A 23,554-nucleotide genomic window follows, 5' to 3' on the forward strand; every position below is an offset into this window, starting at 1 on the left:
CTCCTGACGCGGGCTCAGCCCTGCGCCCCGGGCCCGGACTCGGGCTCGGTTCCGGGCCGGGGCTGGGGCTGGGGCTCGGTTCCAGGCCGGGGCTGGGGCTCGGTTCCAGGCTGGGGCTCGGGCGCAGCCACCCGTACCTTCGCCATCGCCTCCACCGCCCGCCGCATCCCCTCCGTCAGCTCCGCGGGGGTCGCGGCCGTCGCCGGGTCGAAGAGCCACTGGAGCATGAAGCCGTTCAGCAGGGCCTGGTAGAAGGCGCCGGTCGTCCGCGTCTCGTCCTCGGTCACCTGCTCCTCCGGCGTGCCGGTGAACATCGAGACCATGCCCCTGCGGCCCTCCCCCTGCGAGGCGGCGAGCAGTTCGCGCAGCTCGGGCAGCCGCTCCCGGGAGAGCGCGACCTCCATGCTGGCCGCCCAGATCGGACCCGAGGCCTCGTGCCCGGAGTGCACCCCGTCCCACACCGAGCGGAACCGCTCCAGCGAGCCGCCCTCCCCCTCGATGCCGGCCGTGAACTTGTCGCCCCAGTCCTCGATGAGGGAGATGAACGCCTGTGTGAGCAGTGCGTCCTTGGAGCCGTAGTGGTACCCGATCGACGCCAGGTTCGCGCCCGAGGCCTTGACGATGTCCCGCGCGGTGGTCCGCACGAAACCCTTCTCGACCAGGCACTCCTTGGCGCCTTCCAGTAGATCTTCGCGATGTCCCATGGCGCCACCGTAGCAAGACAACCGTCATAGACAGAAGTTCCATACAACCGTTCTAGACAAACGTTTATGACGCTTGTACATTGCTTCTCATGACGAACCCCGCAGCACGTCCCGCCGGTCGCCGGGAATGGACCGCGTTCACCGTCCTCCTCCTGCCGCTCCTCCTGGTCTCGATGGACGTCTCCGTCCTCTACTTCGCCATCCCGGCCATCACCCGGGAACTCGACCCGAGCGCCACCCAGCAGCTCTGGATCTTCGACAGCTACGCCTTCGCCCTCTCCGGCCTGCTGATCACGATGGGCTCGCTCGGGGACCGGATCGGCCGCCGCAAACTGCTGCTCATCGGCGCCACCGCCTTCGGCCTCGCCTCCATCGGCGCCGGCTACGCCAACAGCGCCGAGATGCTGATCGCCTGCCGCGTCCTGCTCGGCATCGGCGGAGCGACGCTGATGCCGTCCACGCTGGCCCTCGTACGGAACCTCTTCACCGACGCCGCTCAGCGCGGCAAGGCCATCGCCATCTGGTCCGGCGCCATGACCGGCGGCATCGCCCTCGGCTCGGTGATGAGCGGAGTGATGCTGAACCACTTCTGGTGGGGTTCGGTCTTCCTGATCAACGTCCCCGCGATGCTGCTCCTGCTGGTCCTGGTCCCCGTACTGGTACCGGAGTTCAAGGACCCGGCCCCCGGCCGCTTCGACCTGGTGAGCGTGCCGCTGTCGATGGCCGCCGTCCTGCCGGTCGTCTACGGCCTCAAGGAGATCGCCGCCGAGGGCTTCTCCGGCGTCCGCCTGGCCTGCGTCGCGGTGGGCCTGGCCTTCGGGTACGTCTTCGTCCGCCGCCAGCGCACCCGTGACGACGCCATGGTCGCCCGGACGCTGTTCGCGGGCCGCGGGTTCGGGGCGGGCATCGGCCTGAACACGATCTCCGCCTTCGCCATGATGGGCTCGGCCTACTTCACCACCCAGTACCTCCAGTCGGTGCTCGGCATGGGCACCCTCGAAGCCGCCCTGTGGAGCCTCGCCCCCTCGGTCGTCATCGGCGCCGCCGCACCGCTCTCCGCCGCCCTGGCCCAGAAGGTGGACCGGGCGTACGTCATCGCCGGCGGGTTCTGCCTGGCCGCCGCCGGGTTCGCCCTGATCGGCCTGGTCGGCACCGACTCCCTGTGGCTGCTGCTGACCGGCGCCGGCGTGCTGGCCTCGGGCATCGTGACCGTCATGTCCCTGGTCTCCGACATGGCCCTGGGCGCGGCTCCCGCCGAGAAGGCCGGTTCGGCGGCCTCCTTGCTGGAGACGGGCCAGGAGTTCGGCGGCGCCCTGGGCATGGCCGTCCTGGGCAGCCTCGGCACCGCCGTCTACCGGGGCGACCTGGCCGGCCAGGAGCCCGCGGTACGCGAAACCCTCGGCGGAGCCGTCGCCACCGCCCGGCAGCTCGGCGGCCCGGCGGGCGAGCAGGTGCTGACCCTGGCCCGCGAGGCCTTCGTGCACGGCATGCAGTACGCCGCCTGGGGCGGTACGGCCCTGCTGCTCGCGGCGGCGGTCCTCGCGCTGTCCCTGCTCCGGGGGATCCCGGCCCCGGCCGGCGCCCCGGCGCAGCGGCCCGAGGGTGCCGAAGCCCTCGCGGGCTGACCGGCGTACGGGTGATCGGGCGATCCGATCGGCGTACGAGAAAGGGCCCGGGGTCTCCCCCGGGCCCTTCTTGCTGCGACTGCGAGCGTCAGCCGAGGCTGACCGTGCGCGCCGACACGGCGCCGATCTCGGCGGAGATGTCGGCGAGGACGTTCACCGGGACCTCGGCGTCGACCGTGAGGATGACGAGCGCCTCGCCGCCCTCCTCGGCGCGGGCCACCTGCATGCCCGCGATGTTCAGGCCGGCCTCGCCGAGGATGCGGCCGACGGTGCCGACCACGCCCGGGCGGTCGGTGTAGCGCAGCACGACCATGTGGTCGGCGAGCGCCAGGTCCACGTCGTACTCGCCGACGCCGACGATCTTCTGCAGGTGCTTCGGGCCCGCGAGCGTGCCGGAGACCGAGACCTCCTGGCCGTCGGACAGGGTGCCGCGGACGGTCACCACGTTGCGGTGGTCCGGGGACTCCGAGCTCGTCGTCAGGCGCACCTCGACACCGCGCTCCTGCGCGAACAGCGGGGCGTTGACGTAGGAGACCGTCTCGTCGACGACGTCCTCGAAGACACCCTTGAGCGCGGAGAGTTCGAGCACCTTCACATCGTGCTGGGTGATCTCGCCGCAGACCTCGACGTCGAGGCGGACCGCGACCTCGCCCGCGAGGGCGGTGAAGATGCGGCCGAGCTTCTCGGCGAGCGGCAGGCCCGGACGGACGTCCTCGGCGATGACGCCGCCCTGGACGTTGACCGCGTCCGGCACCAGCTCGCCGGCGAGGGCGAGGCGCACCGACTTGGCGACCGAGACACCGGCCTTCTCCTGGGCCTCGTCCGTGGACGCGCCGAGGTGCGGGGTGCAGACGACCTGGTCGAGCTCGAACAGCGGGGAGTCCGTGCAGGGCTCCTTCGCGTACACGTCGAGACCGGCGCCGGCGACGCGGCCCTCCTTGATGGCCGAGTACAGCGCGGCCTCGTCCACGATCCCGCCGCGGGCGGCGTTGACGATGCGGACGGAGGGCTTGACCTTGTGCAGGGCCTCGTCCCCGATGAGACCGAGGGTCTCGGGGGTCTTGGGCAGGTGCACGGTGATGAAGTCGGCGACCTCGAGCAGCTCGTCCAGCGTCAGCATCTTGACGCCCATCTGGGCGGCGCGCGCGGGCTGTACGTACGGGTCGTAGGCGACGACCTTCATGCCGAAGGCCGACATCCGCTGGGCGACCAGGACGCCGATGCGGCCGAGGCCGACGACGCCGAGGGTCTTCTCGCTGAGTTCGACACCCGTGTACTTGTTCCGCTTCCACTCGCCGTTCTTCAGGGCGGTGTTGGCCTGCGGGATGTTGCGGGCCGTGGCGACGAGCAGGCCGCAGGCGAGCTCGGCGGCGGTCACGATGTTGGAGGTCGGGGCGTTCACGACCATCACGCCGGCCTTGGTGGCGGCGGACACGTCGACGTTGTCCAGGCCGACACCGGCGCGGGCGACGACCCGCAGCTTCTTGGCGGCGGCGATGGCCTCGGCGTCGACCTTGGTCGCGGAGCGCACCAGGATCGCGTCGACGTCCTCGATCGCGGGCAGCAGCTCGGCGCGGTCGGCACCGTTGCAGTGCCGGATCTCGAAGTCCGGGCCGAGCGCCTCGACGGTGGCGGGCGACAGCTCTTCGGCGATGAGTACGACAGGTTTCGAGCTCACGTGGGTCCTCACAAGTCCAGTGCGGACGGCCGTCCCGACGGCCGCAGGCGGTGGAGGGGGTAGCCGCGTGGAAGACGCACGACACTGTGGGCCTGACGCGTTGTGTTGAGCAGTGTAGTGGCGGATCCCGAGTGGAATTCCGCCTGTACGGAAGGATCACCCTTCCGGGGTTGGCCAGGGTGGACAAGCCGAACCATCGGAGGTCTACATTCCGAACCGCCTTCGAAGTCGGGCGGCGGCGGGGCGGTTGTCCTGGTGATGCGAAGCGGGGCCGGGACGCCACGTCCCGGCCCCGCCCCATGGGGATCAGCTCTCGTCGCTGTCGACCCAGCTCATCAGCTTGCGCAGCTTCTTGCCGGTCGTCTCCAGGAGGTGCGCCTCGTCGGCCTTCTTGTACTCGTTGTACTTCGGCAGGCCGGCCTTGTACTCGGCCATCCAGGTGTTGGCGAACTCGCCGTCCTGGATCTCGGCCAGAACCTTCTTCATCTCGGCCTTGGTGGCGTCCGTGATGATGCGGGGACCGGTGATGTAGTCGCCCCACTCGGCGGTCTCGGAGACCGACCAGCGCATCTTCTCCAGGCCGCCCTCGTACATGAGGTCCACGATGAGCTTCAGCTCGTGCAGGCACTCGAAGTACGCGATCTCCGGCTGGTAGCCGGCCTCGGTCAGGGTCTCGAAACCGGCCTTGACCAGGGCCGAAGCGCCACCGCAGAGGACGGCCTGCTCACCGAACAGGTCGGTCTCGGTCTCCTCGGTGAAGGTGGTCTTGATGACGCCGGCGCGGGTGCCGCCGATGCCGGCCGCGTACGAGAGGGCCAGGTCGAAGGCGCTGCCCGAGAAGTCCTGCTCGACGGCGGCGATGCAGGGCACGCCGCGGCCTTCCTCGTACTGGCGGCGGACCAGGTGGCCCGGGCCCTTCGGGGCGACGAGGGCGACGTCCACGTTGGCCGGGGGCTTGATGAAGCCGTAGCGGACGTTGAAGCCGTGACCGAAGAAGAGCGCGTCGCCCTCCTCGAGGTGGTCCTTGATGGACTCCTCGTAGATCTCGGCCTGCAGCGGGTCCGGGGTCAGGATCATGATGACGTTCGCCCAGGCCGCGGCCTCGGACACCGAGACGACCTTCAGACCCTGCTCCTCGGCCTTGGCCTTGGACTTCGAGCCCTCCTTCAGGCCGACGACGACGTCGACGCCGGAGTCACGGAGCGACAGCGCGTGGGCGTGGCCCTGGCTGCCGTATCCGATGACCGCGACCTTGCGGCCCTGGATGATGGACAGGTCGGCGTCGTTCTCGTAGAACAGCTCGGCCACTGGGATATCTCCTTGGTGCGCTGGTGTTGCTCCCACCGTACGGCGGGGAACGGAGTGAGAGGTTCTTGGTCTCGCCATACGAGCGGACCAGCTTCGGTCAAGTGCTGTGATCAGGCATTCCTGATCGGGCCCTGCGATCAGGCGGTGCGGTCGAGCGCCCGCAGGCTGCGGTCCGTGATGGACCGGCCGCCGCGCCCTATGGCGATCGTGCCGGACTGGACGAGCTCCTTGATGCCGAAGGGCTCCAGCATCTTGAGCATCGCGCCGAGCTTGTCGGCGCCGCCGGTGGCCTCGATGGTGACGGCCTCCGGGGAGACGTCGACCGTCTTGGCGCGGAACAGCTGGACGATCTCGACGATCTGCGAGCGGGTCTCGTTGTCGGCGCGGACCTTCACCAGAACGAGTTCACGCTCGATGGCGTTGTGCTGCTCCAGCTCGACGATCTTGAGCACGTTGACCAGCTTGTTGAGCTGCTTGGTCACCTGCTCCAGCGGGAGGTCCTCGACGTTCACGACGATGGTGATGCGCGAGATGTCGGGGTGCTCCGTGACCCCGACCGCGAGGGAGTCGATGTTGAACCCGCGGCGGGAGAACAGCGCGGCGATCCGGGCGAGGATGCCGGGCGTGTTCTCGACCAGGACGGAGAGCGTGTGCTTGGACATGTGAGGCGTTCTCTCTCTCGGCTCTCTCGGCTCAGTCGTCTTCGTTGTCGCCGAAGTCGGGACGGACGCCCCTGGCTGCCATGACCTCGTCGTTGGAGGTGCCGGCGGCGACCATCGGCCACACCATGGCGTCCTCGTGGACGATGAAGTCGATGACGACCGTACGGTCGTTGATCGCGTTGGCCTCGGCGATGACCTTGTCCAGGTCGGCCGGGTCCTCGCAGCGCAGCGCCACGCAGCCCATGGCCTCGGACAGCTTGACGAAGTCCGGGACGCGGGTGCCCTTGCGGGGGGCGACGGACTCGCCGAGCTGGGAGCCGACCGTGTCGTGGCCCGTCTCGTCCGCGTGCAGCACGGTGTTGGAGTACCGCTGGTTGTAGAACAGGGTCTGCCACTGGCGGACCATGCCCAGCGCACCGTTGTTGATGATCGCGACCTTGATCGGGATGTTGTTCAGCGCGCAGGTGACCAGTTCCTGATTGGTCATCTGGAAGCAGCCGTCGCCGTCGATCGCCCAGACCGTGCGCTCGGGCATGCCGACCTTGGCGCCCATCGCGGCGGGGACCGCGTAGCCCATGGTTCCGGCGCCGCCGGAGTTCAGCCAGGTGCGCGGCTCCTCGTACTTGACGAAGTGCGAGGCCCACATCTGGTGCTGGCCGACGCCGGCCGCGTAGATGGTGCCCTGCGGCGCGAGCGCGCCGATCCGCTCGATGACCTGCTGGGGCGACAGCATGCCGTCCTCGGGCAGGTCGTAGCCCAGCGGGTACGTGTCGCGCCAGCGGCTGAGGTCCTTCCACCAGGCGCTGTAGTCGCCGGCGTTGCCCTCGGTGTGCTCCGCCTGGACGGCCTGGATCAGGTCGGCGATGACCTCGCGGGCGTCACCGACGATCGGGACGTCGACCGCGCGGTTCTTGCCGATCTCGGCCGGGTCGATGTCCGCGTGGATGATCTTGGCGAACGGGGCGAAGCTGTCCAGCTTGCCGGTGACGCGGTCGTCGAAGCGGGTTCCGAGCGCGATCAGCAGGTCCGACTTCTGCAGGGCGGTGACCGCAGTGACCGCGCCGTGCATGCCGGGCATGCCGACGTGCAGCGGGTGGCTGTCGGGGAAGGAGCCCAGCGCCATCAGCGTGGTGGCGACCGGGGCGCCCGTCAGCTCGGCCAGGACCTTCAGTTCGGCGGTCGCGCCGGACTTCATGACGCCGCCGCCGACGTACAGGACCGGGCGCTTGGCCTGGCAGATGAGCTTGGCGGCCTCGCGGATCTGCTTGGCGTGCGGCTTGGTGACCGGCCGGTAGCCGGGGAGGTCCATGGTGGGCGGCCACGAGAAGGTGGTCTTCGCCTGCAGGGCGTCCTTGGCGATGTCGACCAGGACCGGGCCGGGGCGGCCGGTAGAGGCGATGTGGAAGGCCTGGGCGATCGTCCGCGGGATGTCCTCGGCCTTGGTCACCAGGAAGTTGTGCTTGGTGATCGGCATCGTGATGCCGACGATGTCCGCCTCCTGGAAGGCGTCGGTGCCGATCGCCTTGGAGGAGACCTGGCCGGTGATCGCGACGAGCGGGACGGAGTCCATGTGCGCGTCGGCGATCGGCGTGACCAGGTTCGTCGCGCCCGGACCGGAGGTCGCCATACAGACGCCGACCTTGCCCGTGGCCTGCGCGTAGCCGGTGGCGGCGTGGCCGGCCCCCTGCTCGTGGCGGACCAGGATGTGACGGACCTTCGTCGAGTCCATCATCGGGTCGTACGCGGGGAGGATGGCGCCGCCCGGGATGCCGAAGACGGTGTCGCACCCCACCTCTTCGAGAGAGCGGATGAGGGACTGCGCACCCGTGACGTGCTCAATGGCGGCGGACTGCTGTCCGCCGTTACGGGCCCGCGGCTGCGGATGGTGGGCCCCGGTGGCCTGCTCGGTCATCGGCATTCTCTTCTCGAAGCTGAGGGTTTTACGAGGAGGGTTTTACGAGATTCGACGTTGCCAGTGCAACAAAAAACCCCTCGTGCCGGGAGGCAAGCGAGGGGAGCGCGTCGGGTGCGTTGAGCGGGGACATGCTGGCCCCAGCTTCAGCCGACGCGCTTTCCAAGTACGAGAATTCGGGTGCGCATGGCATTGACCCTCCCTCCGGCGGGAGGTGGATGTCAAGTGGGTGGGACGGGCGTCTCATTATGTGAGCCTCTACGGATGACCATCGAGCCCCCGGCGGAACCACCGGCCAAGGCGGGTTGAGCCGCCCCGCCCGGTACTGGGAACGTACCTCGCACGAGCGCACGCCGCAGCCTGTACTCGTCGAGAGGGCCGGAAAACGCCATTCCCTGGCCATGCGTGCAGCCCATCGCCCGCAGTGCCATCACCTGCTCGGGGAGGTCCACCCCGTCGGCCACCGACTGCATGCCGAGGTCGTTTGCGATCCGCAACAGGCCGGCGGTGATCTTGTGCAGGCGGGCGGACTCGACCACGCCCTCCACCAGGCCCCGGTCCAGCTTGAGCATGTCCACCGGCAGCCGCCGCAGGGCGCTGATGGCCGCGTAGCCGCTGCCGAAGCCGTCCAGGGCGATTCCCACGCCGACCCGGTGCAGGGCCGTCAGCCGGCGCTCCAGGTCGTCGAAGGGCACTCTGGGGTCCGATACGGCGAGCTCCAGGATCAGCGCCCCGGAGGGCAGCCCGTGCCGCGCCAGCAGGGCCTCCATGGAGCCCAGCGGTACGGCGCGGTCGAGGAGCCGCTGGGCCGTCATCCGGACGGCCACGGGTACGTCGTGCCCGGCCCGGTGCCGCTCGGCGGCCTGCTCGACGGCCGCCTCCAGGAGCCATCGCCCCAGCTCGGCGGTACGGGAGGCGTCCGGACCGGTGGTGTGCGCGCCTTCGCCGCACTCGGCGACCCGGAGGAACTCGGCCGGGGTGAACAGGATCCCCTGGGCGGACCGCCAGCGGGCCTGCGCGGCCACCGCCGACACCTCGCCGGTGGCCAGCGAGACCACGGGCTGATGCAGCAGGGCGAACTCTCCCTCGTGCAGCGCGCTGCGCAGCCGGCCGGCCAGCTCGGCCTTGCGTACGACCTCGGCCTGCATCTGGGGCGCGTACAGCTCGACCCGGTCCTTGCCGCCCGCCTTGGCCCGGTACATCGCGAGATCCGCGTTGCGCATCAGGTCCGAAGGGGTGATGCCGGGATCGGCGAAGGCCACGCCGATGCTGGCGGCGACCCGGACCTCGTTGCCCGAGATCCGGTACGGGCGGCCGAGCGTGGTGCGCAGCCGGTCGGCGATCTCGTGCACCTGGTACTCGCGGGCGCTGCGGTCCCGGCCGCCGTCGCCGACGATCAGCGCGGCGAACTCGTCCCCGCCGAGCCGCGCGGCAGTGTCCCCGGCGCGGACCGAGTCCTGGAGCCTGCGCGCGGCCTCGATGAGGAGCTCGTCGCCCGCCTGGTGGCCGATGGTGTCGTTGACGGCCTTGAACCCGTCGAGGTCGATGAAGAGCACGGCGGTGCTGTGGTCACCCGATCGCCGGCCGGCCAGTGCCTGGCGGACCCGGCGGGTGAACAGCGCCCGGTTGGGCAGGTCGGTGAGCGGATCGTGCTCGGCGCTGTGCTGGAGCTGCGCCTGGAGCCGGACCCGCTCGGTGACGTCCCGGCTGTTGAGGATCAGGCCGCCCTGGTGGCGGTTGACGGTGGACTCGACGTTGAGCCATTCACCGGCGCCGGACTTGAACCGGCACTCGATGCGGGTCGTGGGCTCCTCGGCGGGCGGGGCGGCGAGGAAGCGGCGTACCTCGTGGACGACGCGGCCGAGGTCGTCGGGGTGGATCAGGGTGGCCAGCTCGGTGCCGACCAGCTCCTCCGCCTCGCGGCCGTAGACCCCGGCCGCGGCGGGGCTCACGTACCGCAGCATCCCGGTGGGCGCGGCGATCATGATGACGTCGCTGGAGCCCTGGACCAGGGACCGGAAGTGGTTCTCCTTCTGGGCCAGTTCCTGGGTGAGCGCGATGTTGTCGAGGAGCATGATGCCCTGCCGGATGACCAGGGCGAGGACGACGGTGCAGCCGGCGACGACGACGACCTTGTCGACGCTGCGGCTCTCGATCACGTTGTAGAGGATGCCGAGGGTGCAGACGGCCGCGGCGAGGTACGGCGTGAGCGCGGGCAGCGACCGCGCGATCGGGCGGCTGACCGGGCGCAGGCCGCGGGCCGGCTCGGCGAGGTCCTGGGTGGAGCCGGCCCGGCGGGCGCCCCAGGGCGCGTAGGCGAGCAGCAGGGATCCCGCGAACCAGCCGGCGTCGAGGAGCTGGCCGGAGCGGTAGCTCTCCTTGAGCAGCGGTGACGTGAAGATGGCGTCGCAGAGCACGGTGAGCGCGAGCGCGGCGATGGCCGTGTTGACGGCGGAGCGGTTGTTCGCGGACCGCCTGAAGTGGAGGACCAGCACCATGGAGACGAGCGCGATGTCTAACAGCGGGTAGGCGAGCTCCAGGGCCGCTCCGGCGACGCTGCCGGCGCTGTGCGACCGGGCGACCTTGGCGAGGGCCAGGCTCCACGAGAGGGTGAGCAGCGATCCCGCGATGAGCCACGAGTCGAGGGCGAGGCAGACCCAGCCGGCCCGGGTGATCGGGCGTTTGGCGAGGACGAGCAGGCCCACGATGGCGGGCGGGGCGAAGCAGAGGAAGAAGAACTGGGCCGGAGACGGGTTCGGCATCTCCTTGTGGACGACGACCTCGTACCAGCCCCAGACCGCGTTCCCGCAGGCGGACATCAGGGACGAGAGGGCGAAGAGCAGCCAGGCGAGCCGGTCTCGGTTCGCATGCGTGCGCGCGTACCGGTAGCAGGACACGGCGGCGAGGAGGGCGGCCGCACTGAGGCCGAAGTCTCCCATGATGTCGGCGAGTTGGCTGGTGCCCCAGCCGATTCCGGCGCCGACCGCGTATCCGCCCCACACCACGGCCAGGAGTGCCTGGACGGCGACCCCCCGGCCTCCGCCAGGGGCGGGCCCCCGGGTCAGGAGCGCCGCCCCCGGGGCACTCACCGGTCCCCCTCGCTGGCTGGTTCCGGCGCACCCCATCGTCGTCGCCTCCGGCGGCCTTGCCGCGTCGGATCCTTCGTCCATTGGCCGTACATCGCCCGTCGCCCCCCAAAGTGTCCGATCACTCCCCAGCGCCAGACGTTCGTGGCGCAGCCCCTTGTTCCGGACGATACACCACTTTCGTCACTCAGGGACATAGATTCTCTACGCTCCGTCACCAACCGGGGAGTTGTGCCCACTGAGCGCATCCGGGTGACTCCGGAGCGTGCGCATCACACGTCACTCGGTGATGAACACCGTGTTCTCCACGGGGTCTCCGACGGCGAAGCGATTCAGCTGGCGCGCCACGAGCCGCTTCGCCCGTGGCTCGAACGCCGAGCTGCTGCCGCCGACATGGGGCGTGATCAGGACATGGGGAGCATGCCAGAGCGGGTGGCCTGGAGGCAGCGGTTCCGGATCGGTCACGTCCAGCGCGGCGCGCAGCCGCCCGGACTCCAGTTCCGCGAGCAGGGACTTGGTGTCGACGACGGGGCCGCGGGCGACGTTGACCAGCAGCGCTCCGTCCTTCATGCGGCCGAGGAACTCGGCGCCCGCCAGGCCGCGGGTCTGCTCGGTGAGGGGCGCGGAGAGGATCACCACGTCGGCCTGCGGGAGCAGTCGGGGCAGTTCGGCGAGTGCGCGCACCGGCCCGCGGTCGGTGGTGCGGGCCGAGCGGGCGACCCGCTCGATCCGCCCGCACTCGAACGACGCCAGCCGGTCCTCGATGGCCGCGCCGATGGACCCGTACCCGACGATCAGTACGGACTTGTCGGCCAGCGCCTCGTAGAAGCCCCCGTGCCACTCCTCGCGGTCCTGGCCGCGGACCATGCCCGGGATGCCCCGCAGGGAGGCCAGGACCAGGGTGAGCGCGAGCTCGGCGGTGCTCGCCTCGTGGACGCCACGCGCGTTGCACAGCCGTACGCCGGGGTGCAGGTCGGCGAGGCCGCCGAGCACGTGGTCGATGCCGGCGGTCAGGGTCTGCACGACCCGCAGGTCCGCCATGGCCGCCAGCGGGCGCAGGGTGACCTCGGCGGACTTCATGTACGGGGTGACGTAGAAGACGCAGTCGGCCGGGTCGGCCGGGAAGGTCTCCTCACCGTCCCAGTGTCGGTATCGGAAGGAGTCGGGCAGGCCCTGGAACTCCTCGGCGGGGAAGGGGAGCCAGACGTCCCCGGTCTTTGCGGTCATGATCCCGAGGCTATGCCAAGGCATTCTGATCAAGCCGTTAGTTTGTTCGCCGGAGCGGGAGAGAGGGCGGGGGGACGCACGGGTGGAGCGCAGGTCGATCGGGGCGGGTGCATTGGCGGTGGGCGCCGTCGGGCTCGGGTGCATGCCGATGAGCTGGGCGTACGGGCCTTCGCGCCGGCAGCGGGAGGACGCGGGCGCCCGGTCGCTGGCCGCGGTGCACATGGCGCTCGACCTGGGGGCCAACCTGCTGGACACCGCCGACCTGTACGGCCCGTACACCAACGAGCTGCTGCTCGGGCGGGTGCTCCGGGAGCGCCGGTCCGAGGCGTTCGTGTCGGCCAAGGTGGGGCTGCGGGCGGGCGAGCAGCACGTGGTGGCCGACGGGCGGCCGGGCTACCTGCGGCGGGCCTGCGACGCCTCGCTGCGCAGGCTGCGGACCGACGTCATAGACCTGTACCAGCTGCACCGGGTGGATCCGGACGTCCCGGTGGAGGAGACCTGGGGCGCCATGGCGGAGCTGGTGGGCGCGGGGAAGGTGCGGGCCCTCGGGTTCTGCGCGCTGGGCGCCGGTGCGGGGCCCGGGGCGGGGCGGCGCGGGGACCCTGCGTACGCGGCGACCCTGCGGCACCTGGAGCGGGCGCAGCAGGTGTTCCCGGTGAGCGCGGTGCAGGCGGAGCTGTCGTTGTGGTCGCCGGAGGCGGCGTGGCAGCTGCTGCCGTGGTGCGCGGCGCGCGGGGTCGGGTTCCTGGCGGCGATGCCGCTGGGGAGCGGGTTCCTGACCGGGACGCTCACCCCGGGCGAGGGCTTCGAGTCGCAGGACGTGCGGGCCCGGCATCCACGGTTCACGGCGTACGCCATGGCGGCGAACCAGGTGCTGGTGGCGGGGCTGCGGGAGGTGGCGCGGCGGCACGGGCCCGAGGTCACGGCGGCGCAGGTGGCGCTGGCGTGGGTGCTGGCCCAGGGGCCGCAGGTGGTGCCGGTGCCGGGGGCCGAGCGGGCGCGCTGGGCGGCGGAGAACGCGCGCGCGGCGCAGGTGCGGCTGACGCCCGCGGACCTGGCGGACCTGGCGGCGCTCCCGCCGGCGGTCGGGGCCTGGGACTGAGCAGGGCCGATCGCGGCTGCCCCACAACCACTCGATCGGGTGTACGAGGGGTGGAACTTCGGGACCGGCCGAGGCTGTTGAGTCATGTGTAAGGGCGCGATCGGCGGACCGGAGGGGAGCAGGACCATGCGATACGGACTGGGTTCCGGGCGGGCAGTGGCGGCGGCGGGGCGTGCGGGGGCAGGCGCCCGGCCCGGGAGGGCAGTGGCGGCGCTCGCGCTGGCCGGGTGCGGGGCCCTGCTGGCCGGCGGGTGCTCGCCTGCGGGCGGGCCGGGGGCGCGAACAGGCGGCTCGCCACCGGGTTCGGGGGCCACTGCCTCGCCGTCGGCGGCGTCGGGCGGGCCGTCGGCGTCCTCCCAGGCCTCGGGGCCGCCGGCCAAGGGCGCGGTGACGGTGACCGGCGAGGTGGCCAAGGGCCTGGAGTCGCCGTGGGGCGTGGCCGCCCTGCCCGACGGGAATCTCCTGGTCGCCTCCCGGGACAAGGGCACGGTCAGCCGGGTGGATGTGGCCACGGGCGCGGTGACGCCGATCGGGAAGGTTCCCGGCGTGGCACCGGGCGGCGAGGGCGGTCTGCTGGGGCTGGCCCTGTCCCCCTCCTTCGCCTCGGACCACATGGTGTACGTCTACTTCACGACCGAGTCCGACAATCGGATCGCCCGGCTGCGCTATGACGATCAGCGGCCGGCCGGGCAGCAACTGGGCGCCCCCGACACGGTGTTCCGGGGCATTCCCAAGGGCCTGATCCACAACGGCGGCCGGATCGCCTTCGGCCCGGACAAGATGCTCTATGCAGGGACGGGCGAGACCGGTGAGACCGGGCTGGCGCAGGACAAGAAGTCGCTGGGCGGCAAGATCCTGCGGATGACCCCGGACGGGGATCCGGTGCACGGCAACCCCGAGGCCGACTCCGTCATCTATTCGTACGGGCACCGCAATGTCCAGGGCCTCGCCTGGGACAAGGACAAACGGCTGTGGGCGGCGGAGTTCGGCCAGAACACCTGGGACGAGCTGAATCTGATCGAGCCCGGCGGCAATTACGGCTGGCCGATGGCGGAGGGCAGGGCCGGCAAGCCGGGCCTGCGCGATCCGGTGGCGGTGTGGAAGACCGACGAAGCCTCGCCGAGCGGGATCGCCTGGGCGGAGGGGTCGATCTGGATGGCCGGGCTGAAGGGGAACCGGCTGTGGCGCATCCCCCTGGCCGGGACGGGTCTGGCGGCGGAGCCCGAGGCCTTCCTCGAAGGCAAGTACGGACGGCTGCGCACGGTGGTGCCCCTTGGCGGGGACAGATTGCTGCTGGTCACGAGCGAGACGGACGGGCGCGGGTCGCCGGAAGCGGGCGACGACAGGATCCTGACACTGACGGTGCGGTAGCCGGCATGGCCCCGGCAGGGGACGAGAGGTGCGGTGTGCGTGGTGTTCAACATGATCGAGGAACTGTTCAACCCGGGTCGCAAGCACACGAACGACGAGAAGAAGCGGCTGGAGCTGTCCCGGACCGACGTGGGTGACGGCGACCCGGGACGCGGACCGATAGACCTGGAGTCCGGCAGGGTGCTCATACGCCCGGCCGATCCGGAGGCCCCCGAGTCCTAGGCCGTCCGGTCGGCTTCGGGGATCACCGGACGGCCGGTGCCGCGGGGGCGAAGAGCCGCAGCCGGTGGGCGAGGGCGGCCGCCTCGCCCCGGCCGGCGACGCCCAGCTTCGCCAGGATGTTCGAGACGTGCACACTGGCCGTCTTCGGGGAGATGAAGAGCTCCTCGGCGATCTGGCGGTTGGTGTGCCCCGCCGCCACCAGACGCAGTACGTCCTTCTCGCGACTGGTCAGGCCCAGGGCCTCGGCCGGGTCGGTGTCCGGCTCGGGCAGGGCCCGGGGGGTGTCCACAGCTGTGAGCGGGAGCCTGGCGCGCTGCGCGAGCAGGGCCAGGTCCTCGCGGAGCCGGCGGGCGCCGAGGTGCTCGGCCGTGGCGTAGGCATCGCGGAGCAGCTCCGCCGCGGGGTCGCGGTGGCCGCACATCAGCAGGGCCTCGGCGCGCCGGTGGCGGGCCCTGGCCAGCAGGTACGGGCGGTCCAGCGGGCGTACGGCCGCCTCGACGGCGGTCCAGTCGGCCGCGGTGTCCTGGGCTTCGGCCCGGAGCAGCTCGGCGCGGAGGTACTCGGCGTGGGCGGCCCACACCGGCGCCGGGGTGGCGAGGGTGCGGGCGGCGCTGCGCAGTACGGCCACGGCCGCGTCCCGGCCGGCGTCGGCGACCGGGAGGCCGCGGGCGTCCGCCTCCGCCGAGGCCGAGGCGAGGAGCAGCGGCCAGGCGTAGCGGTGGTGGCCGAGCGGGAAGCCGTAGTCGACGGCCGCGGCCGTCTCGGTGCGGACGTCGGCTATGCGGCCCTCCCCCGCGGCCACGCCGATGGCGAGGCGGTAGAGCGGCAGCCGGTGCTGGGGCTGGGCGTCGTGGGTGCCGAAGTAGGCGTGGGCCTCGGCGAGCTTGGCGGCCGCCTCGGTCAACTCGCCGCGGGCCAGGGCCAGATAGGCCAGCCGGGCGCAGGCCGAGGCGCGCGGTGCGGCGCTGGAGCCGACGTGCAGGGTGCGCCGGGCCTCCTCGGCGGCCTCGTCCCAGCGGCCGAGGCTGTACAGGCTCTCCGCCATGTTCCCGCGGACCCAGGCCTCGGTGTCCAGCAGCTGTGATTTGTGAACGAGCCGGGCTCCCTGCAAGGCCACCTCCACGGCCTCCTGGGACCGCCCCAGTCCTTCCAACTGAGAGGTGATGTTGATATGTGCACGTCCCGCCAGCATGACGAGCCCGAGTTCGGTGGCCCGTTCCTTGACGTCGTGCATCTCGGCGAGGCCGCGCTCGGGCTCGCCGGCATCGGTGAGCAGGCTGCCGATCGTGATCCGGGCGTTGAGTTCGGTGTCCTCGGCGCCAACCATCCGCGCGTACTCCACGGCGCGTTCGGCGGCCGCGAGGTTGTCGGGGCCGGGGTTGTGGAGCATGCCCCAGCTCGCGGCCCGGACCAGGACGTCGGCGTGCACCTGGGACGGGGGCAGCCCCCGGACGAGCTCCTGCGCCTTGGCGAGTTCCGCCCAGCCGTCGCCGCGGGCCAGGCCGGCGACGAGCCGGGAGCGCTCGGTCCAGAACCAGGCGGCGCGCAGCGGGTCCTGGCCGTCGTCCAGCATCCGCAGGGCGGTCTTGGTGAACTTCAGGGCGCGTTCGCGCTCACCTCCGAAGCGGGCCGCGACCGTCGCCTCGGCCAGCAGGTCCAGCCGTTGGAGCGGGGTGGTCGCCGGGTCGCAGCCGCAGGGCGGGTACACCTCGGTGTAGTCCGCCGGGCGCAGTTGTTCGCGTACCTCGTGCGGGGCGCTCTCCCACAGCTCCATGGCCCGCTCCAGCAGCCGCAGCTGCTCGGAGTAGGCGTGCCGGCGGCGGGCGGCCACGGAGGCGGCGAGCACGGCGGGCAGGGCCTTGGCGGTGTCGTTGGCGCAGTACCAGTAGCTCGCGAGCCGGATGACCCGCTCCTCGGCGCGGACCAGCGAGTCGTCGGCCTCCATCGCCTCGGCGTAGCGGCGGTTGACGCGGGCGCGCTCGCCGGGCAGCAGGTCGTCGCTGACGGCCTCGCGGACCAGCGAGTGGCGGAAGCGGTAGCCGTCCCCGTCGGGGGTGGCGAGCAGGATGTTGGCGCCGACGGCGGCCCGCAGGGCCTCGATCAGCTCGTCCTCAGTGAGCCGGGTGACGGCGCGCAGCAGCGGGTACTCGACGGTGGAGCCGCCCTCGGCGACGATGCGGACCACGCGCTGGGTGGCGTCCGGGAGCACCTCGACGCGGACGAGCAGGAGGTCGCGCAGGGATTCGGTGAGCCCGGTGCGGCAGCCGCTCGCCCGGGAGGCGACGAGTTCCTCGACGAAGAAGGCGTTGCCGTCGGAGCGTTCGAAGACCGAGTCGACGAAGTCCTCGGCGGGCTGCGAGGCCAGGATGCCGGCGAGCTGGCGGCGCACCTCGGCCCGGTTGAAGCGGGGCAGTTCGATGCGGTGGACGGTGCGCAGCCGGTCCAGCTCGGCCAGGAGCGGGCGCAGCGGGTGGCGGCGGTGGACGTCGTCGGCGCGGTAGGTGGCGACCACGACGAGCCGGCCGGTGTTGAGGGTGCGGAAGAGGTAGGCCAGCAGGTGCCGGGTGGAGCTGTCCGCCCAGTGCAGGTCCTCCAGGACGAGGACGACGGTGCGGTCGGCGGCGAGCCGCTCCAGCATCCGGGCCGTCAGCTCGAAGAGCCGGGCCGTGCTCTCCTCGTCGTGCGGGCCGCGCGGGGTCTCGCCGAGTTCGGGGAGGATCCGGGCGAGTTCGTCCTCCTGGCCGGCGGCCGCCGCGGACAACTCCTCGGGCAGTTGCCGGTGCAGGGTGCGCAGGGCCGTCGAGAACGGGGCGAAGGGAAGTCCCTCCGCCCCGATCTCCACACAGCCTCCGACTGCGACCACCGCGCCGCGGCGGGTCGCCTCGCCGATGAACTCCTCGGTGAGGCGGGTCTTGCCGACGCCCGCCTCGCCCCCGACGAGCAGCGCCTGCGGCTCCTGGCCGGCGGCTCGCGTCAGGGTGTCGGTGAGTATGGCCAGTTCGTCGGCTCGGCCGACGAACACCGGGCTGACAGATCTGGTCTCCACGCCGCCGAGCATGGCACAGGCTTCCTGCCCGGCGGCAGTCGATATCCGTGCGCTTCCCATCACGTGCCGGTCCACACGCTTCGCGACGCGGGTTACGCGGCGCGGGTGAAGCGGCTGCGGTGTCCTCTCACCGACCCCTCGGGTTCCTGGCTTCGCGAGGAGCGGCGGGCGCGCTTGGCGTCCTTGACGAGGCGGTACTCGTCGGCCTCGCGGATCAGGTCGGCGCGGCGGGCGTTGGCGATCTCGTACTCGAACATCTCGTACTCCCTGGTCGGGTTTCTCGGGCACCTCGTTCGGTGTGATCCAAGAATCTCGTCCCAGGGGGTACCGCCACATCGGGCGCATGCCTCATCTGTACGGCCTGGGGGGCCTTAGTCCCGGGCCGCGGGTCCCTGAGGGGGACCAAGGCAGTACTTAGCCCGCAGCCGGAGCGGTCGGGAGGGGGACGAGGATGTCGAAGTACATGAGGCCGAAGAGCAGTACGCCGAGGGCGCCGAGGGCGACGCCGGCCCAGGCCACGGAGCGGACCCAGGTCGGGAGGGTGCGGCCGGGGGCGCCGAAGGCGGGGCGGGCCAGCACGAAGACGGCGATGAGCAGGGCCAGGGTGGACACGACGCCGTTGACCAGCGCGGTGAGGTGCCAGGCGTCGCCGTACAGGGCCTCGATCTTGGCCTCGGTGGTGGTGGCGTTGGCCGACTCGATCTGGCCGATGAGGGTCTGGCGCTCGGCTATGACGCGCGAGACCCAGCTGCCGCTGAGGGCGACGAGGCCGAGACCGGCGGCGACGACGGCGGAGGCCGCGGCGGCCACGCCGCTGGGCTGCTCGTCGAGTTCGTCGAGCTCGTCGTCGTCCGTGGCCGCGAGACCGTCTTCGAGGTCCTCGGCGGACTCGGCGTCCTCGGTGGTGCCGGCCGGCTCGGCGGCGTCGGCCTTCTTCAGGTCGGCCGGGGTGTTCGTACCGGCCTCGGCCGCTTCCGCGGCGGCCTTGGGCTCGGCGGAGTCCGCCTCGGGAGCGGTCGGGGCGGGGGTCTTCGTGGTGTCCATGCGGGGCACGGTAGGCGGCTTGTCTGAGAGGTTTCTTAAAATCCGCCGAATCGCGGGACGCCGCCCGGCCGGACCGGCCGCGGGCCCTTCGCGGGACCCGCGGCGCGTGGTCTCAGGCAGGGGTGACCGGGGGCCATTCGTCGGCGAGGACCGCCCAGATCTCGGTGTCCTGGCGGACGCCGTGGTGGAGGTCGTTCTGCCGCATGACGCCCTCGCGGGTCATGCCGAGCCGCGCGGCGACGGCGAGGCTCTTCTTGTTCTCGCTCGCGGCGTGCCACTCCACGCGGTGCATGCCGCGGTCCCGGAAGGCCCAGTCGATCAGGATGCGGCAGGCTTTGGTCACCAGGCCCCGGCCGGCCGCGGTCGGCTCCAGCCAGCAGCCGGCCTCACAGGTGCCGGAGCCGGCGTCGAAGGTCCGGAAGAGGACTCCGCCGACGAGGGTGCCGTCGACGCGGATGCCGTAGAGGCGCCCGGTGTCGGTGGCGGCCTTCTGCGCGTAGTTGGCGAGGTAGGTCCGCGTCGAGTCGAGGTCGGCGGTGACGTCGGGGAGGCCCACGTAGCGGCCGATGTACTCCCGGCCGCGGTTCATGTGGGCCAGGAACTCCTCGGCGTGCCGGACCTCCAGCGGGAAGAGCTGAGCGTCGTCGGCGAGGTCTATCGAGAACATGCGGGCTCGTCCTTGGGTCTCGTCCGGCCGGCGGCCGGGTCACCGGGTTGCGGTCGCGCGGTCGGCGCCGTCCTCGCTTCTGGCGTCGTCCGTGCCGGGCCGCTGCGCGGGCAGTGTCGCATGCGGACGGCGCTCCGGGGGCTCGATGCTGATCTTGGGCAGTCGGCGGTCGAGCCAGGCCGGCAGCCACCAGTTGGCACCGCCCAGCATGTGCATCAGGGCCGGCACCAGGAGGGTGCGCAGGACGAAGGCGTCGAGCGCCACGGCCGCGGCCAGCGCGATGCCGAACATCGCGATGATCCGGTCGCCGCTGAGCACGAAGGCCAGGAAGACGGAGATCATGATGACGGCGGCCGAGTTGATCACCCGGCTGGTCTCGGCGAGGCCGACGCGGACGGCCCGCTTGTTGTCACCGGTCTCCAGCCACTCCTCGTACATCCGGCTGACCAGGAAGACCTGGTAGTCCATGGACAGCCCGAAGAGGACCGAGACCATGATCACCGGCAGGAAGGGCTCGATCGGGCCGGCGCTGCCCAGGCCCAGCGGCTCACTGCCCCAGCCCCACTGGAAGATCGCGACGACGACCCCGAAGGAGGAGGCGACGGCGGCGACGTTCATGGCCGCCGCCTTGACGGGGATGCCTATGGAGCGGAAGGCCAGCAGCAGGAGCACACAGCCGAGGGCGATGACCACGCCGACGAAGAGCGGCAGTTTGCCGATGATGACCTCGGCGAAGTCGTCGTAGCCGGCGGTCACACCGCCGACGTGGACGTCCATGGAGCTGCCGTGCGCGGCGCGCGGGATGACCTCCGAGCGCAGCGTGTCGACCAGGTCGCTCGTGGCCCGGGACTGCGGGGCGGAGTCCGGTACGACGGTCAGGACCGCGGTGTCGCCGCTGCGGTTGAGGACGGCCGGCCCCGCGGAGGCGACGCCCTCGGTCGTACGGAGCGACTCGGCCAGCCGCTCGACGGCGAGCCGGTCGCCGGCGCCGTCGAGGCGGGCGACCACGCTCAGCGGGCCGTTCACGCCGGGGCCGAAGCCCTCCGCGAGCAGGTCATAGGCCTTGCGCGTGGTGGAGCCGGCCGGGTTGTTGCCCTGGTCGGAGGTGCCCAGGTGCAGGGAGAGCGTGGGCAGCGCCAGCACCACCATGACCAGCGTGGCGACGATCCCGAGCAGCTTGGGGTGGCGCTCCACGAAGGCCGACCAGCGGGCGGCGAAGCCGGTGACCGACTCGGGCCGCGGACCCTCGGCGGCCAGCTTGCGGCGCTCGCGGCGCGAGAGGGCGCGCGTGCCGATGTACGAGAGCAGGGCGGGCAGCAGCGTCACCGAGGCGGCGACGGTGAGGACCACGGTGAGGGAGGCGGCGATGGCGACGCCGTTGAGGAAGTTCAGCCTCAGCACGAGCATGCCGAGCAGTGCGATGCAGACGGTGGCCCCGGCGAAGACGACGGCCCGGCCGGTGGTGGCGACGGCGCTCTCGGCCGCCTCCTCGACGGCGAGGCCGCGCCCCAGGCCCTTGCGGTGCCGGGTGACGATGAACAGCGCGTAGTCGATGCCGACACCGAGGCCGACGAGGGTACCGAGCATCGGGGCGAAGTCGGCGACCGGCATGGCGTGCCCGAGGAGGGTGATGCCGAAGTACGCCGTGCCCACGCTGACCAGTGCGGTCGCGATGGGCAGCAGGCTCGCGGCGAGCGAGCCGAAGGCGAGGAAGAGGACCAGGGCGGCGATGGCGACGCCGATGACCTCGGCGAGGTGCGCGCTGGGGGCTTCGGTGAGGCCGATGGCGCGGCCGCCGAGTTCGACCTGGAGCCCGTCGGCCTCGGTGGCCGGGTTCTTCGCGGCGGCGACGACGGCCTTGGCCTCGGACTTGGGCACCGAGTCGGCGTTGCGGTCGAAGGTGACCACGGCGTAGGCGGTGCGCCCGTCGCGGCTGATCTGGGCGGCGCTCTCGGGGGCCGGGCCGTAAGGGCCGGCGACCGATCCGACGCCCGGGAGCTTCGCGATGGTGTCGAGCGCGCGCGTCATCCGCTGCTCGACGTCGGGCGTCGTCACGCGCTGATGGTCCGGGGCCCGCCACACGATGGTGTCGGTGTCCCCGCCCTGGCCTTGGAACCCCTCGCGCAGCAGGGCGTGCGCCTTGCTGGACTCGGTGCCGGGGACCTCGTAGTCGTTGGAGAAGGCACTTCCCGCGGTGGCCGCGGCCGCGGCGGTCCCGCCGAGTGCGAGCAGCCAGAGCAGGACGACGACGAGTCGGTGCCGCATGCACCACCGCGCGATTGCTGCCAACGGACGAGCTCCCTGGTGGTTCGGATCTTTACCGGGGAACGGCCCGTCGCAAAGAACGCATGAACACTGAACGCTTGTGTGTGTGAAGGTCCGGCCGGTGTTCCGGGGGATCGCCCCGGAGGCATGGCCCAGGCTGGTCTACACCTTCACGATCGCAGCGTTTCGTGATCGTTGGCCCCATTCGTGGGGATCGTCACAGGGCGTTCGGGAAGGTGCGGGACCTAGGACTCTCGGGGCGGCGGGTCCGTCGGCGCCGCCGTGGGCTGGTCCGTGGGAGGGTCGGTGGGCGGATCGGCCCGGTAGCCCGGGACGGAGGGCCAGCGGACCGTGAGCACCACCGCGTCCTCCTCCGCGTACCAGGAGTGGTCGACGCCGCGCCCCCAGACGACGTAGTCCCCCTGTTCGGCGAGGACGACGCTGCGCCCCGGGAACTCCAGCCGGAAGCGTCCGCTGATGAGCACCTGCAGGGCGGTACGGGCCTCGCCCGTGACCCACTGCGCCCGCTCTTCGCCCTTCGGGTGGACGCCCCATTTGATCTCCACGTCCTCGCTGTGGCGGGGATCGCCCGGCTCCTTGAAGTGTCCGAGGAGCCAGCCGCGGTCTGCGGCGGCGTCGGGGGTGGCCTTGCCGGTGTAGACGGCGAGGGGCGGGGCGTGGTGGTCGTTCACGGGGCGAGGCTAATGCACTTGTGCACGCGGGGTGGCCGCTGGTGAGCTGGTGCGATGAACATGGATCTTGATGAGCTGATGAAAGTACGCGCCGAGTACGACGCGGAGATGCGCCGCGATGCCCGGCCGGACGCGGCCGAGGCGCGCGTGGAGCGGGTGGGTGGCGTCGTACGGCAGAGCGTGCCCGGCCTCGGCTGGAACGGCGTGCTCTGGTCGGACCTCGACGAGGGGACGGCGGACGTGGCCATCGCGGAGCAGGTGGCGTACTTCTCGGGTCGGGCGGCGGGGGGCGAGTCCGCGGAGTTCGAGTGGAAGCTGTACGACTACGACGGCCCGGCCGACCTCGGGGAGCGACTGCGGGCCGCCGGCTTCGTGGCGGAGCCGGCGGAGACGCTGATGGTGTGCCGGGTGGCGGACCTCGCGGCGCTGCCGGTGGCGCCGCCGGAGGGGATCACGCTGCGGGTGGTGAAGGACGAGGAGGGGGTGGACCTGATGATGGAGGTCCACCGGCAGGCCTTCGGCACTGACCGACCGCGCATCCGTCAGCAGTTGCTCAGCATGCTGAGCAACGAGCCCGACCGCATCGAGGCGGTCCTCGCGATGGCCGGCGACACCCCGGTGAGCGCGGCCCGGATGGAGATGCTGCCGGGAGGGTCCTTCGCGGGCCTGTGGGGCGGCGGCACGGTGGCCGAGTGGCGTGGCCGCGGCATCTACCGGCTGCTGGTGGCCCACCGCGCCCGCATCGCGGCGGAGCGCGGCATCCGCTACCTCCAGGTGGACGCCTCGGACGACAGCCGCCCGATCCTGGAACGCCTCGGCTTCGACGTCCTGGGCGTGACGGTCCCCTACGTCTGGACCCCGGCCGCGTAGGCCTGCCCGGCCTCCCCACGGCTGCGGCGCCGCCCTACGAACGCAGCACGCCCGGCCATGCGGCGGCCGCCTT

The 23,554-nt window shown here is 71.7% G+C and carries 18 protein-coding genes; 5 read left to right on the forward strand and 13 right to left on the reverse strand.

Annotation, left to right across the window (positions count from 1 at the left end; genetic code table 11):
• Positions 1-14 precede the first annotated feature (14 nt).
• Positions 15-704: a TetR family transcriptional regulator gene (locus AB0M99_RS06630; protein WP_365917549.1), complete on the reverse strand. Its 690-nt coding sequence runs from the start codon at positions 702-704 to the stop codon at positions 15-17.
• An 89-nt stretch (positions 705-793) separates the two neighbouring features.
• Here AB0M99_RS06630 and AB0M99_RS06635 point away from each other — a divergent pair, with 89 nt between their 5' ends.
• A complete protein-coding gene (locus AB0M99_RS06635) occupies positions 794-2,329 on the forward strand; it encodes an MFS transporter (protein WP_365917550.1) in 1,536 nt (511 codons plus the stop codon).
• Positions 2,330-2,417: 88 nt separating this feature from the next.
• Here the strand turns inward: AB0M99_RS06635 and serA are convergent, their stop codons facing one another.
• The 6 genes from serA to AB0M99_RS06665 form a co-directional block, all read right to left on the reverse strand.
• Positions 2,418-4,007 (reverse strand): phosphoglycerate dehydrogenase, encoded by a 1,590-nt coding sequence (serA, locus tag AB0M99_RS06640; protein ID WP_365917551.1) that lies wholly within the window; start codon positions 4,005-4,007, stop codon positions 2,418-2,420.
• Positions 4,008-4,313: 306 nt separating this feature from the next.
• Entirely contained in the window at positions 4,314-5,315 is a 1,002-nt protein-coding gene (gene ilvC / locus AB0M99_RS06645) for a ketol-acid reductoisomerase (protein WP_365917552.1), read from the reverse strand.
• Positions 5,316-5,452: 137 nt separating this feature from the next.
• Complete coding sequence (ilvN, locus tag AB0M99_RS06650) at positions 5,453-5,977, reverse strand: acetolactate synthase small subunit (protein ID WP_365917553.1); 525 nt, start codon at positions 5,975-5,977, stop codon at positions 5,453-5,455.
• Between the two features lie 31 nt (positions 5,978-6,008).
• Positions 6,009-7,895, reverse strand: coding sequence for an acetolactate synthase large subunit (locus AB0M99_RS06655; protein ID WP_365917554.1), 1,887 nt, complete (start codon positions 7,893-7,895; stop codon positions 6,009-6,011).
• 215 nt (positions 7,896-8,110) lie between these two features.
• Positions 8,111-11,014: an EAL domain-containing protein gene (locus AB0M99_RS06660; RefSeq protein ID WP_365917597.1), complete on the reverse strand. Its 2,904-nt coding sequence runs from the start codon at positions 11,012-11,014 to the stop codon at positions 8,111-8,113.
• Positions 11,015-11,254: 240 nt separating this feature from the next.
• Positions 11,255-12,202, reverse strand: coding sequence for a 2-hydroxyacid dehydrogenase (locus AB0M99_RS06665; protein WP_365917555.1), 948 nt, complete (start codon positions 12,200-12,202; stop codon positions 11,255-11,257).
• An 82-nt stretch (positions 12,203-12,284) separates the two neighbouring features.
• Between AB0M99_RS06665 and AB0M99_RS06670 the strand changes: the two genes are divergently transcribed.
• The 3 genes from AB0M99_RS06670 (at position 12,285) to AB0M99_RS06680 (ending at position 14,897) form a co-directional block, all read left to right on the forward strand.
• Positions 12,285-13,304, forward strand: coding sequence for an aldo/keto reductase (locus AB0M99_RS06670; RefSeq protein WP_365917556.1), 1,020 nt, complete (start codon positions 12,285-12,287; stop codon positions 13,302-13,304).
• 204 nt (positions 13,305-13,508) lie between these two features.
• Positions 13,509-14,675 (forward strand): PQQ-dependent sugar dehydrogenase, encoded by a 1,167-nt coding sequence (locus AB0M99_RS06675; RefSeq protein ID WP_365917557.1) that lies wholly within the window; start codon positions 13,509-13,511, stop codon positions 14,673-14,675.
• Positions 14,676-14,714: 39 nt separating this feature from the next.
• Complete coding sequence (locus AB0M99_RS06680; RefSeq protein WP_365917558.1) at positions 14,715-14,897, forward strand: DUF6191 domain-containing protein; 183 nt, start codon at positions 14,715-14,717, stop codon at positions 14,895-14,897.
• A 22-nt stretch (positions 14,898-14,919) separates the two neighbouring features.
• Here the strand turns inward: AB0M99_RS06680 and AB0M99_RS06685 are convergent, their stop codons facing one another.
• The 6 genes from AB0M99_RS06685 to AB0M99_RS06710 all read right to left on the reverse strand — a co-directional run bounded on the left by AB0M99_RS06685 (position 14,920) and on the right by AB0M99_RS06710 (position 22,611).
• Positions 14,920-18,003 (reverse strand): AAA family ATPase, encoded by a 3,084-nt coding sequence (locus AB0M99_RS06685; protein WP_365917559.1) that lies wholly within the window; start codon positions 18,001-18,003, stop codon positions 14,920-14,922.
• Positions 18,004-18,035: 32 nt separating this feature from the next.
• Positions 18,036-18,200, reverse strand: coding sequence for a hypothetical protein (locus AB0M99_RS06690; protein ID WP_365917560.1), 165 nt, complete (start codon positions 18,198-18,200; stop codon positions 18,036-18,038).
• A 157-nt stretch (positions 18,201-18,357) separates the two neighbouring features.
• Positions 18,358-18,987: a hypothetical protein gene (locus tag AB0M99_RS06695; protein WP_365917561.1), complete on the reverse strand. Its 630-nt coding sequence runs from the start codon at positions 18,985-18,987 to the stop codon at positions 18,358-18,360.
• A gap of 112 nt (positions 18,988-19,099) precedes the next feature.
• On the reverse strand, positions 19,100-19,654 hold the full coding sequence (locus AB0M99_RS06700) for a GNAT family protein (protein ID WP_365917562.1): 555 nt from the start codon (positions 19,652-19,654) through the stop codon (positions 19,100-19,102).
• A 39-nt stretch (positions 19,655-19,693) separates the two neighbouring features.
• Positions 19,694-21,943, reverse strand: coding sequence for an MMPL family transporter (locus AB0M99_RS06705; protein WP_365917563.1), 2,250 nt, complete (start codon positions 21,941-21,943; stop codon positions 19,694-19,696).
• A gap of 221 nt (positions 21,944-22,164) precedes the next feature.
• Positions 22,165-22,611, reverse strand: coding sequence for a signal peptidase I (locus AB0M99_RS06710; protein ID WP_365917564.1), 447 nt, complete (start codon positions 22,609-22,611; stop codon positions 22,165-22,167).
• Between the two features lie 60 nt (positions 22,612-22,671).
• On the opposite strand from AB0M99_RS06710, the gene AB0M99_RS06715 reads away from it, so the two are divergent.
• A complete protein-coding gene (locus AB0M99_RS06715) occupies positions 22,672-23,481 on the forward strand; it encodes a GNAT family N-acetyltransferase (protein ID WP_365917565.1) in 810 nt (269 codons plus the stop codon).
• Positions 23,482-23,554 lie beyond the last annotated feature (73 nt).

The organism is Streptomyces sp. NPDC051183, from assembly GCF_040682455.1.
Lineage (GTDB): Bacteria > Actinomycetota > Actinomycetes > Streptomycetales > Streptomycetaceae > Streptomyces.